Source organism: Nocardia jinanensis, from assembly GCF_014645735.1.
Classification (GTDB): Bacteria; Actinomycetota; Actinomycetes; order Mycobacteriales; family Mycobacteriaceae; genus Nocardia; species Nocardia jinanensis.
The window spans coordinates 31,646-42,790 of sequence record NZ_BMMH01000016.1; the positions used below are offsets into that span (position 1 = coordinate 31,646).

Annotated in this window: 10 protein-coding genes; 4 read left to right on the plus strand and 6 right to left on the minus strand. The window is 70.1% G+C overall.

All coding sequences use genetic code 11. The annotated features are described in order from the left end of the window. Window positions 1–25: 25 nt before the first annotated feature. The 3 genes from fdhD to IEY68_RS27740 all read right to left on the minus strand — a co-directional run bounded on the left by fdhD (window position 26) and on the right by IEY68_RS27740 (window position 4,437). Window positions 26–853: a formate dehydrogenase accessory sulfurtransferase FdhD gene (gene fdhD / locus IEY68_RS27730; protein WP_058856527.1), complete on the minus strand. Its 828-nt coding sequence runs from the start codon at window positions 851–853 to the stop codon at window positions 26–28. After that, on the minus strand, window positions 850–3,153 hold the full coding sequence (locus IEY68_RS27735; protein WP_058856533.1) for an FdhF/YdeP family oxidoreductase: 2,304 nt from the start codon (window positions 3,151–3,153) through the stop codon (window positions 850–852). The genes fdhD and IEY68_RS27735 overlap by 4 nt, the downstream gene beginning before the upstream one ends. A gap of 177 nt (window positions 3,154–3,330) precedes the next feature. Then, window positions 3,331–4,437, minus strand: coding sequence for an FHA domain-containing protein (locus IEY68_RS27740; RefSeq protein ID WP_058856528.1), 1,107 nt, complete (start codon window positions 4,435–4,437; stop codon window positions 3,331–3,333). Between the two features lie 134 nt (window positions 4,438–4,571). On the opposite strand from IEY68_RS27740, the gene IEY68_RS27745 reads away from it, so the two are divergent. Beyond that, window positions 4,572–4,721 (plus strand): hypothetical protein, encoded by a 150-nt coding sequence (locus IEY68_RS27745; RefSeq protein WP_156426364.1) that lies wholly within the window; start codon window positions 4,572–4,574, stop codon window positions 4,719–4,721. Further along, window positions 4,718–5,251 (plus strand): GNAT family N-acetyltransferase, encoded by a 534-nt coding sequence (locus IEY68_RS27750; protein WP_058856529.1) that lies wholly within the window; start codon window positions 4,718–4,720, stop codon window positions 5,249–5,251. Before IEY68_RS27745 ends, IEY68_RS27750 begins: the two co-directional genes overlap by 4 nt. Here the strand turns inward: IEY68_RS27750 and IEY68_RS27755 are convergent. Further along, window positions 5,241–6,794 carry a glycerol-3-phosphate dehydrogenase/oxidase gene (locus IEY68_RS27755; protein WP_063000352.1) on the minus strand — a complete coding sequence of 518 codons (1,554 nt, stop codon included), beginning with the start codon at window positions 6,792–6,794 and terminating at the stop codon, window positions 5,241–5,243. The two genes, IEY68_RS27750 and IEY68_RS27755, sit on opposite strands and share 11 nt — an antisense overlap. A gap of 99 nt (window positions 6,795–6,893) precedes the next feature. Next, the gene (locus tag IEY68_RS27760; RefSeq protein WP_229719064.1) at window positions 6,894–7,487 is read right to left on the minus strand and encodes a TetR/AcrR family transcriptional regulator; all 594 of its coding nucleotides are present in this window, start codon (window positions 7,485–7,487) and stop codon (window positions 6,894–6,896) included. 120 nt (window positions 7,488–7,607) lie between these two features. On the opposite strand from IEY68_RS27760, the gene IEY68_RS27765 reads away from it, so the two are divergent. Both IEY68_RS27765 and IEY68_RS27770 read left to right on the plus strand, forming a co-directional pair. Beyond that, window positions 7,608–9,185, plus strand: coding sequence for an FAD-binding oxidoreductase (locus IEY68_RS27765; protein WP_063000356.1), 1,578 nt, complete (start codon window positions 7,608–7,610; stop codon window positions 9,183–9,185). Then, window positions 9,182–10,108 (plus strand): diacylglycerol kinase family protein, encoded by a 927-nt coding sequence (locus IEY68_RS27770; protein WP_063000358.1) that lies wholly within the window; start codon window positions 9,182–9,184, stop codon window positions 10,106–10,108. Before IEY68_RS27765 ends, IEY68_RS27770 begins: the two co-directional genes overlap by 4 nt. A gap of 8 nt (window positions 10,109–10,116) precedes the next feature. Here IEY68_RS27770 and IEY68_RS27775 read toward each other — a convergent pair whose 3' ends face one another. Continuing rightward, window positions 10,117–10,839, minus strand: a complete 723-nt coding sequence (locus IEY68_RS27775; protein WP_229719065.1) for an ATP-binding protein — start codon at window positions 10,837–10,839, stop codon at window positions 10,117–10,119. Window positions 10,840–11,145 lie beyond the last annotated feature (306 nt).

Below are 11,145 nucleotides of genomic sequence, written 5' to 3' on the forward strand. Positions count from 1 at the left end.
CCGCGCTTCGGGTGACGGGCTCGGGTCACCCGGTGGTGGTGGAGCCGCGAATCCGCTCCGGATGGCTGTAGATGTTCATCGTCTCGCCGCGGACGAAACCCGCCAGGGTGAGGCCGGACTCGTCGGCCAGATCGACGGCCAGCGAACTGGGCGCCGAGACGGCGGCCAGCACCGGAATACCGGCCAGGACCGCCTTCTGCGCCAGTTCGAACGACGCGCGCCCGCTGACCACCAGTACGAGATCGGGAGCCGGGATCCGGTTTTCGCGCAGGGCCCAGCCGATCACTTTGTCCACCGCATTGTGGCGGCCGATATCCTCACGTACCGCCAAGACCTCCCCGGCGGTGGTGAACAGGCCGGCCGCGTGCAGACCACCGGTGGCGTCGAACACCGACTGGCGGCTGCGCAGTCGGTCCGGCAGTACGGCCAATACCTCGGCGTCGAGCAGCGGCTCCGGACTCGGCAGGGGATACCGGCTGCGCATCCGGATCTCGTCCAGCGCGGTGCGCCCGCAAAGACCGCAGGCGCCGGTGGTGAGGAAAGGGCGGGCCGGTAGGACGATCGGGGCGTGCAAGCCCACATCCAGCACGTTGTAGGTGTTGTGTCCCTCGTCGTCGGTACCGGCGCAATAGCGGGCGCTGTGGATATCGGCGGCCCCGGCGATCAGCGTCTCACCGAACAGGAAACCGTGCACCAGGTCGATATCGTGGCCCGGGGTGCGCATGGTGACGGTGAGCGATTCGCCGCGGATCCGGATCTCCAGCGGCTCCTCGACGGCCAGGGTGTCGGGACGGATGATCTCGCCGGACGGGGTGATACGCCGCATCGGGCGTCGCGCGGTGACTCTGCTCATCGCGTGCGGTGGATATGGCGTTCGAGCCGGATGGTGACGGCCTTGGACACCGGGGTGTTCGACCGCGCCGCCACATGGCCGAGGGGTACCAGCGGGTTCGTCTCGGGATAGTAGGCGGCGGCATTACCGCGGGGCGTCGAATAGGCCACCACCCGGAATCCCTCTACCCGCCGGTCGATCCCGTCGGTCCACTCCGAGACCAGGTCGACCAGATCACCGTCGCGGAAACCGAGTTCGGCGATATCCCCGGCGTTGACCAGGACCACCCGGCGGCCGTGGTGCACTCCGCGATAGCGATCGTCGAGACCGTAGATGGTGGTGTTGTACTGGTCGTGGCTGCGCAGCGTCTGCAGGATCAGCCGCCCCGCCGGTACCGGTACCCAGCTCAGCTCGTTCACCGCGAAATTGGCCTTCCCGGTGGCGGTCCGGAATTCGCGGGTATCGCGCGGCGGGTGCGGGAGCACGAAACCGTTGCGCTGCCGGACCCGGGTGTTGTAATCGGCGCAGCCGGGCACCACCCGGGCGATGGCGTCGCGGACGAGGTCGTAGTCGCCGCGAAACTGCTCCCACGGCACCGGATGGCCGGGCCCCAGTAGCGCGTGGGCGAGTTCACAGACGATCGCGACCTCGCTGCGCAGTTCCGGGCTCACCGGATTCAGCCGGCCGGTGGACAGATGCACCATCGACATCGAATCCTCCACCGAGACCTGTTGTCGCACACCGTTCTGGATATCCAGGTCGGTGCGGCCCAGGGTGGGCAGGATCAACGCGGTGGCCCCGTGGACGACATGGCTGCGGTTGAGTTTGGTGGAGACCTGTACGGTCAGCGCGCAACCGCGCAGTGCCGCTTCGGTGACCGCGGTATCGGGTGTGGCGGCGACGAAATTGCCACCCATACCGAAGAAGACGCGGGCGTGGCCATCGCGAAGTGCCCGGATCGCGGCGACGGTGTCGTAGCCGTGCGCGCGTGGACTGGTGATACCGAATTCGCGATCGAGCGCGCCGAGGAAGGATTCGGGAACCTGCTCCCAGATGCCCATGGTGCGGTCGCCCTGCACATTGGAATGCCCGCGGACCGGGCACAGACCCGCGCCCGGTTTCCCGATCATGCCCCGGGCGAGTAGCAGATTCGCCGCCTCCTCGATGGTGGCCACCGCATGGGTGTGCTGGGTGAGGCCCATGGCCCAGCACACGATGGTGCTCTTCGACCCGGCCAAGAGTTCGGCGGTGCGGCCCAGTTCGTCGCGGGACAGCCCGGTCGCGGTGAGCACGGTATCGAGGTCGACGGCGCGGATATGTCGTTCGTAGTCGGTGAATCCCGCGGTGTGTCCGTCGATGAAATCGCGATCCAGTACGGTACCGGGCGCCCGGTCCTCGGCCTCGAACAGCAGTTTCGCCAGACCCTGGAACAGGGCCATATCGCCGCCCAGGCGGATCTGCAGGAAATCGTCGGCGATATCCACGCCGGTGGTCAGACCCCGCACGGTCTGCGGATCGCGAAAGCCGATCAACCCGGTCTCGGGCAGGGGATTGATCGCGACGATCCGCGCGCCCGCCTTCTTGGCGTCGGCGAGAGCGCTGAGCATCCGCGGATGATTGGTGCCCGGGTTCTGCCCCGCGACCAGGATCAGCTCGGCGGCCGCGAAATCGTCGATGGTCACCGAGCCCTTGCCGATACCGATCGAACCGGTCAGCGCGGTGCCCGAGGATTCGTGACACATATTGCTGCAGTCGGGCAGATTGTTGGTCCCGAAGCTGCGGACCATCAGCTGGTAGAGGAACGCCGTTTCGTTGGCGGTCCGGCCCGAGGTGTAGAAGACGGCCTCGTCCGGGGAGTCCAGATCGCGGAGCTGATCGGCGATGAGCCGGTAGGCCTCGTCCCAGGGGATGGGGGAGTAATGGGTATCGCCTGGACGCAGCACCATCGGATGGGTGAGCCGGCCCTGGCGGCCCAGCCAGTACCCGGAGCGGTCGGCGAGGTCGGCGATCGAATACCGGGCGAAGAACTCGGGCCCCACCGTGTCGAGCGTCGCCTCCTCGGCGACGGCTTTCGCGCCGTTCTCACAGAATTCGGCGGGCCGGCGGTGACCGGTCGGCTCCGGCCACGCGCAGCCCGGACAGTCGAACCCGTGCACCTGATTGACCCGGGCCAGGGTCCGCGCGGTGCGGGCGACACCCATATCGGATACCGCGCGCCGCAACGCCACGGCGACCGCTGTGACCCCGGCAGCCTGCTCCTTCGGTGGAGTGACGGTCAGTTCGGACTCGTCGATATCGTCGGTCGGGGCGTTGCGCTGCATACCGCCATTGTGCGCGCGCAGCCGACCGCCGGGAAAGGCGACCGTCACGTCGGCGACTCGGAGCCCTACGGGGACCAGGGCACAGTGGTGCGCCGCGAGCGGGATCGATACCAGAGGTGGTTCCGGCAGCGCATGAAGCGAGCCGTTCGGACCAGGCTTGATGTCGCGGCGGGGCGATCAGGCACCGTGATAGGTGAGGACCTGTTCGCTGATGCGGATCCGGCCGCCCGGCGGGAGTTCGGTCGGTGACTGACTGATCCGCGTCCAGCGCGGTTCGCCCGGGGTGGAGACGAATGTTCCGGCCGCGGTGCCGGCGTCGCGGAGGAAGACCTTCCCCGCATCCACCGACAGGTAGGCGTGTACCCGGGAGATGTGCCGGTCGCGTTGGAGGACCAGGGGTGCGGCCGTTTTGCGGCGCACCGATTCGTCCACCGAGGGCCCGCGGCCGATGACATAGGCGCGGTCGAGCGGGTAGGCGGTACCGTCCTCGGCCACCAGGGCGGGCGCGGCCGGATGTTGCGGTTCGGCGGTGTGCGCGGGGGTGTGCAGATGTGGTCGCGCCGATTCCTTGCGCAGCCGGATCGGCTGAGCTTCGGCGCGCATCGGCGCCGGTGCGGCCGACCATGCCCGGGTGCCGGGTAGCGGCTCGGGGGTGGGGGCTGCTTCGGCCGGACCGGTACGCGGCCCGGACCGCGATTCGAGTTCCGGCTCGCTCGCGGCGAGCCCGGCCGGAGCGGTCGCGGCGGGCTCATAGGACGCCGCCGCTTTCTTCGCCGGTGTGGCGGCGTGGTGCTGGTTCTGGGATTTCCGCCGCACCGCGGCCTTGATGACGAATCCGCCGCCGGGGACGACGCCGGCGCGCAGATCTGTCCGCGGGTACGGCGTGACCCGGCCGTCGGATCCGGGGCCGACGGTCAGCGTCCGTACCGGGTCGCGGACTATCTCGTCCACCCAGGTGAACGCGCGGGCGCCGACGAGCCGCCGGGAGCCCTCCGCGCCGGAGATCATCGCGGAAACCGGACCGCGCAGTAGTACCAGGGTCCCGTCGGCGGTGGGTGCGACCAGCCCGAACGGTGGTGGCTCCGAACCGGTACCGAAGACGACCGCCGCGAGCCGCTGCGCGATGGCCGCGCCGGGGTGTTCGGCGTCCGCCACTGCCTCGACAGCGCCGAGAATCCGCTCGCTGGACGCATTGGCACCCACGAGGTAGATCACGACATCGCCGAATCGCGCGACCAGGCCCTCGCCCGGTGCGATCCCGATAGTGGACGTATCAACGCGCACCCGCGGCTCCTTCCTGGCGCACCACCGGATCCAGCATAGATGCGAATCCGTTACCCGGCCTATGAGATGGTTGCGGCGGACCGCCGGATGGGAGGCCGGGGCGTCCGCTCGCACGGGACAGGAAGAAGGAGCTCATGCCGCTCAGCACATCGGACGAGCGCACCGCCCTGATGGCCGTCGATCCGCAGCACGGGGTGCTGTGCGGATTTCCGGTGCTGCGTGAAATCGGGGCAACGGCCGAGATCCGGGCATCGCGGTGCGTCTCCCGGTCGGGTGCGGCGTGATCCGGGCGGCCGGTGCCGTGGATATCCCGGTGCTGCAGGAGATCGAGGTGCGGGCGGGAGAACCGTTCGCCGCGGTGGGGATGGACGCGATCGCCGGTGACGAACCACTCGCGGCCGAGGTGCTGGGCGAATTCGTCCTGGACGATCGCGCCTGGGTCTGGGAGGAGAAGGGCCGGGGACCGGTGGGTTACCTGATCGTGAGCATCGTCGACGGGAACGCGCATATAGATCAGGTCTCGGTACTGCCCGAATACCGTGGGGCGGGGATCGGCCGTCGCCTGATCGACCGCGCGGTGCGCTGGGCCGCCGACCATCGGCTGCCCGCGATAACGCTCACCACCTTCATCGAGGTGCCGTGGAACGGGCCCTACTATCGGCGACTGGGTTTTCGTTACCTCGATCCGGCCGCGGAGCCCCCGGAGTTGCACGCGTTGCGGGCGGCCGAGATCGCGCACGGTCTCGATCTCTGGCCCCGCTCCTGTATGTGGGCCGCCGTCGGGACCTGGGAATACGCTCAGTTCATCCGGTAGCGCCGGCCACCGCGGCGACGGCCGCGGCGTGGGCGGCCGCGCGGTCGGCCGGAACCAGGCCGATACGGGTGCGGCGGTCCAGGAGATCGGCCGCGTCGAGGGCGCCCTCCTGCTCGAGTGACCAGACGAACTCCGCTGCCAGTACATCCGCGCCGGGCGCGACCGGTTCGGCCAGTTCGGGGTTCGCGGCGGCGAGCGTGACGATCGCGGGAGCTTCGGCACCGTAGCGTTCGATGAGGAGCTGAGGTGCGGCGAGCCGGTCCCGGGCCACCCCGCCGACCGCGCCGGTCAGCGGTAGCTCTCGCGTCCGGCAGGGCCCCGCCCACAGTCCCGCGTGTGCGATGGCCGCGTCGACGGCGTCCTGTGCCATCTTGCGGTAGGTGGTGAGTTTGCCGCCGACCACCGTCACCAGCCCGCTCGGCGCGGTGAGGACAGCGTGTTCCCGCGAGATATCGGCCGTACTGTCGCCCGCCGTACGCAGCAGCGGCCGCAGCCCGGCGTAACTGCCACGGATATCGATGTGGGTCAGGGGGATACGCAGCACCGTGTTGACGGTATCGAGCAGGAAGTCGATCTCGGCGCCGGTGGGCCGCGGTTCGTCGGGGACCGGCCCGGGGGCGTCCTCGTCGGTCAACCCGAGGTAGACCCGCCCGTGTGGGGCCGGCAGGGCGAAGATGAAACGGCCCACGGCGCCGGGTACCGGTACGGTCAGCGCCGCGGTGAGTCCGCCGAAGGCGGCGGCGTCGAATACCAGATGGGTGCCCCGGCTGGGGCGCAGTTCGATGGTGGTGTCGACCTGGTCCGCCCAGACGCCGGTCGCGTTCACCACCGCCGCGGCATGCACCTCGAGGGTTTCGCCGGTCAAGGTGTCGCGTAGGAGGGCCCGGTTCCCGGCGGCCTCCTCGGCGGCGACGCGGGTCAGTACGGTCGCGCCGTGGGCGGCGGCGGTACGCGCCAGTGCGACCACGAGTCGCGCGTCGTCCACGAGTTGTCCGTCCCAGGCCTGCAGGCCGCCGCGGAGCCCGTGCTGCCGCACCGTCGGCGCCAGCCGCAGTGCCTCGGCCCGGGTCACCCGCCGGGAGCGCGGCAGTAGCGCGCCCGGTGTGCCCGCGGCGGCGCGCAGCCCGTCGCCGGCCAGGAAACCCGCGCGGATGAGGGCTCGGGTGGACAACCCGATCTCCGGGAGCAGGGGGACCAGTTGCGGTAGCGGTCGCACCAGGTGGGGAGCGGTGCGGCGGAGCAGGATTCCGCGCTCGACCGCGCTCTCGTGCGCGATACCTACCTTCCCGCTCGCCAGGTAGCGCAGCCCGCCGTGCACAAGTTTCGAGCTCCACCGGCTGGTCCCGTGGGCGAGATCGTGGCGTTCCACCAGCACGGTGCGCAGCCCGCGAGTGGCCGCGTCGAGCGCTACTCCGGCGCCGGTCACCCCGCCGCCGATCACCAGTAGATCGATATTCGGATCGTCGCCGAGGGCTGTGAGTTCACGCAGCCGGCGATGCGCGTTCAACGCGGGTCCCGAGGTGGGGAAAGGGTTCTCGGCCATTTGTTTCTCGGCACGGCGCCCGCCGCGAGGACGGGGCGGACGGTCGCGGGTGGCGACCGCCGGGGTGCGCCGGGCGCTACTCCTTCCTGGAAGGTGGGATCACGGGGCGAGATAGGTATCGAGGGCGTGCCGCAGTTCGGTGTCGAGGGCGGGACCGTCGAGCAGATGGGTGACCGTGGCTGCCGATTGCACCGCGGACTGGGTGATCAGCAGCACCATGGCGGCCAACCGGCCGGGTTCGCCGGCTCGTACCGAACCGTCTGCCTGACCCGCCTGGATCTCGGTGGTGAACAGGTCGAGCAACTGCCGCTGGTTGCGGCCCAGCCGCCCGAACACGTAGGTCAGCATCAAGTCGGTATCGGTGCGGAAGATCTTGCCGAACAGTGGGTTCGACCGGACCTCGGCCGCGCCGGTCACCACTCCGGTGACCAGCCGGTCGCGTGCGAGCCCGCCGGTGGGCACGGCTTCGGCGATGATCTCGCGCAGTTCGCGCACGAGTAATTCGGCGACCAGGGCGCGGCTGTCGGCCCACCGCCGGTAGACCGTGGGCCGGCTGACACCGGCCCGGCGGGCGACCTCGGTGAGTGTGGTGCGCCGGACCCCGAATTCCGCGACACAATCGCGCGCCGCGTCGAGGATCGTCTGCTCGACGGGCGCGGTGCCGGGGTCCGGGGCGGCTGTGCCGGTGGACACGGGCTCGACCTCATCTCCGGTTCGGGTTACTGCTTGACAATGCATGTCAAACTGTAACGCATGACCAGTGAGCAAGGCGAACCTGTGGCGAACTCGGGGTCGAGCGCGGGGCGACCGGATATGGTGTGGGACGCCTGGGGCGTCGCCTCCGGGCACACCCCGCTGCCCGAGCGGATCCGTGGCCTGCTGACGCAGGTGTTCGGGGTCTCCGGGGAGCCGGCGCCGCGTCGTGATGAGGGCGATGTGCCGCTCCGGCCGCCGGTCCTGTCCCCGGATCGGCGGGCCGGTCTGGCGCAGCTCGTCGGTGCCGCCCACCTCTCCAGCGAACCGATCGACCGGTTGCGGCATGCCGGCGGCAAGAGCACACCCGACCTGCTGCGACGGCGCGACCCGGCCCCGCAGGACGCACCGGACGCCGTGATTTTCCCGGCCGATCACGACGAGGTCGCCGCCGTGCTCGCCTACTGCTCGGACGAGGGCATCGCCGTAGTGCCCTTCGGGGGTGGCACCAGCGTGGTCGGCGGTCTCGACCCGGTCCGCGGCGATTTCGGCACCGTGATCGCGCTGGACCTGCGTCGGTTGGACGCGCTGCTGGACTGCGACCCTGTCTCCGGTACCGCGGCCTTCGGCGCCGGTGTCACCGGACCGCGTGCCGAGCAGTTGCTCGCCGAGCACGGGCTCTCGCTCGGTCACTTCCCGCAGAGTTTCGAATTCGCCAGTATCGGGGGGTTCGCCGCGACCCGATCCTCGGGTCAGGCCTCCGCGGGATACGGCCGGTTCGACGATATGGTCCAGCGGATCCGGGTGGCGACACCCACCGGCGACCTCGTACTCGGCCGGGCGCCCGCCTCGGCCGCCGGACCCGATCTGCGTGAACTGTTCGTCGGTTCCGAAGGCACTCTCGGTGTGCTCACCGAGGTCACGGTCCGGGTGCACCCGGTACCGGAGACCACTACCCATATGGCCTGGTCCTTCCCGGATTTCGAAACGGGAACGGCCGCGTTGCGGGCGGTCGTGCAGACGGGTGCCGCGCCGACGGTGCTGCGGTTGTCCGATGAAGCAGAAACCGGGTTGAACCTGGCCCGGGCCGGGAATGTAGCCGGGGCATCGGTTGCCGGTTGCCTCGCGGTGACGACCTTCGAGGGCACCGCCGCGCACACCGCCGCCCGTGGTGCCGAGGCCGCGGCCCTGCTGCGTGCCGCCGGCGGCACCGCACTCGGCCCCGAACCGGCCCGGGAGTGGCAGCACGGTCGTTTCGCGGCGCCCTACCTGCGTGATGCGCTACTGGATGCCGGGGTGCTCTGCGAAACCCTGGAAACCGCGACCACCTGGAGCGCGCTGGCCGATCTGAAGGCGAAAGTGACAACCGCCCTCACCGATTCACTGACCGCCCAGGGCGCACCGGCCCTGGTGATGTGCCATATCTCGCATACCTATCCGACCGGCGCGTCGCTGTACTTCACCGTCGTCGCCAAACTGCTCGACGAGCCGATCGCCCAGTGGCGGGCCGCGAAAACGGCCGCCGGTGATGCCATCGCCGCCGCCGGCGCCACCATCACCCACCACCACGCCGTCGGGGCCGACCACCGGGCCTGGCTGCCCGCCGAAATCGGCGACCTGGGGATCCGGGTGCTGCGCGCCGTGAAACGCGAGATCGACCCGGCCGGGATCCTCAACCCTGGCAAACTGCTGCCATGACTCGCCGCAACGCAGCGGATTCCCGGGAAGTGCGTACGGTCGCCGTGGTGACCAACCCGGCCTCCGGCCAGGGCCGGGCGCGCGAGGCCGCCCGCACAGTCGTAGACCGGCTCTCCAGCGCGGGGATCGAGGTCGTCGAGATCCACGCGCCCTCCGCCGCGCGGACCCGCGAACAGGTGCGCGAGGTGGTGCGCGGCGCGCCCGACGCGGTCGTCTGCGTGGGCGGCGACGGGCTGGTCAACACGATTCTGGATCCACTGGCACATTCGGGTGTCCCGTTGGCTCTCGTCCCGGCGGGTACCGGCAACGATCTGGCGCGTGAACTGGGTATCGCCGACGAACCGGGCCACGCCGCGGAACTGGTCCGGTCCGGCCGGTCGCGCACCATCGATCTGGGCCGGTTGGAACCGGCCGGGCACGACCCGATGTGGTTCGCCACCGTCGCGTGCACCGGCTTCGATGCGCGAGTCACTCTGCGCGCCAACCGGATGCGGTATCCGCGCGGCCGGTCCCGCTATACCTTCGCCGCGGTCGCCGAGATCGCCCACGGTATCGCCGTGCCCTACCGGATCGCCCTGGACGGGCCGTCGGCGGAGGTGATCACCACCGACGCGCTACTGGTCGCGGTGGGTAACACCACCACCTACGGCGGTGGGATGCTCATCTGCCCGGATGCCCGGTGCGACGACGGACTGCTGGATGTGACCGTCGTCGGCAAGGTCTCGCATCTGGAGATGCTGCGGATCCTGCCCGCGCTGTCGGCGGGAAAGCGGATCGAGCATCCCGCGGTGGCCCAGTACCGCGCCGAATCCCTGAGTTTGAGCGCCCCCGGCGCTCCGGCCACCGCCGATGGCGAACCCGCGGGCCGGCTACCGCTGACCGCGCGCGCCGAACCAGGGGCGCTCACCGTGCTGACGCCCTGACGCCGGAATCAGGCGGCGAACCGCACCCGGAGCCGGTCGACGACGCCGCGGTCGATTACCACGACCGAGGCGGGCGCCGGCCGTGGACCGGTCCCGGTCTCCAGTCGGAGCAGCATGCGTCTCCAACGCCATACGTGCCAGTTGAACGACAGCCGCCCGACCCGCCGGCCCCGCGCGTACTGCCCGGCCAGGGCGACGGTCGCCGGAACGTCGAGCAGCACCATATGCAGTTCGCGCCCGTGCCGAGCGGCCCAGCGCGTGAGCATCCGGCGCGTGAAACCGATGGTGCCGCAATCGTGGATCACCACCGGACCGCGGTGATCGCGCAGCGCCACCCAGATCCGGCCGAAGTGCACTACGTGCACCACCGGCCGCCACAGCGGGTAGGGCAGCCAGGCCAGTCGACGCCGCCACGAGTTGCGGGCGTGGATGGAATCGAGCACCACCGAGCGGTCCGGACCCGGTATCGCGTGCTCGGCGTCGGGATCGGAACCGAACAGCCGGCGCAGCGCGGTGCTCTTGCCCGCGCCGGGGATTCCGGCGAACAACACGGCCGCGCCCGCCGGGTACCGGAGCTCCCGCGTCGACCGGCCTCGTAGATCGTCGACGGCCCGCGGGCGGACGGTTTCCGAATCCGATTCGGGGAAGATGGATTCCGCGGGGTTCAACGGCACGGAGTCGAGCGGGGGGTTCACCCCGTCCAGGGTCCCCAGTCGGACCGGATTCGGCAAGATTGTCGCCTTTGTCCGTTGAAGGTCACAGGATTCGGCCGGGCCCGCCCGCCGCGGCGGGCCGCGCGGACACCTGAGAATTCCGGTGCTCAAGCTGAGAATTGCTTATGGATTAGGAGCGCGGGCCAGGATCGGCGGTAGTCTTACGGATGTAGACGGAGTCTTCGGTGTCCCTCATCCACCGAAGGCTCCGTCTCTTCGTTTCTCCCGCACTCTCCCGGCCCTTTGCCCAGGCCGGTGCGGTGGCCGCCCACGATCGCCATCATCGGGCGATATCGCGCGAGCGCTCCTGTTCGCTTCGCGTCC

Coding starts and splice junctions, on each gene's coding strand:
- IEY68_RS27770 (WP_063000358.1), top strand. CDS start 9,182: ATGACTCGCCGCAACGCAGCGGATTCCCGGGAAGTGCGTACGGTCGCC.
- fdhD (WP_058856527.1), bottom strand. CDS start 853: ATGAGCAGAGTCACCGCGCGACGCCCGATGCGGCGTATCACCCCGTCC.
- IEY68_RS27755 (WP_063000352.1), bottom strand. CDS start 6,794: ATGGCCGAGAACCCTTTCCCCACCTCGGGACCCGCGTTGAACGCGCAT.
- IEY68_RS27745 (WP_156426364.1), top strand. CDS start 4,572: ATGCCGCTCAGCACATCGGACGAGCGCACCGCCCTGATGGCCGTCGAT.
- IEY68_RS27765 (WP_063000356.1), top strand. CDS start 7,608: ATGGTGTGGGACGCCTGGGGCGTCGCCTCCGGGCACACCCCGCTGCCC.
- IEY68_RS27735 (WP_058856533.1), bottom strand. CDS start 3,153: ATGCAGCGCAACGCCCCGACCGACGATATCGACGAGTCCGAACTGACC.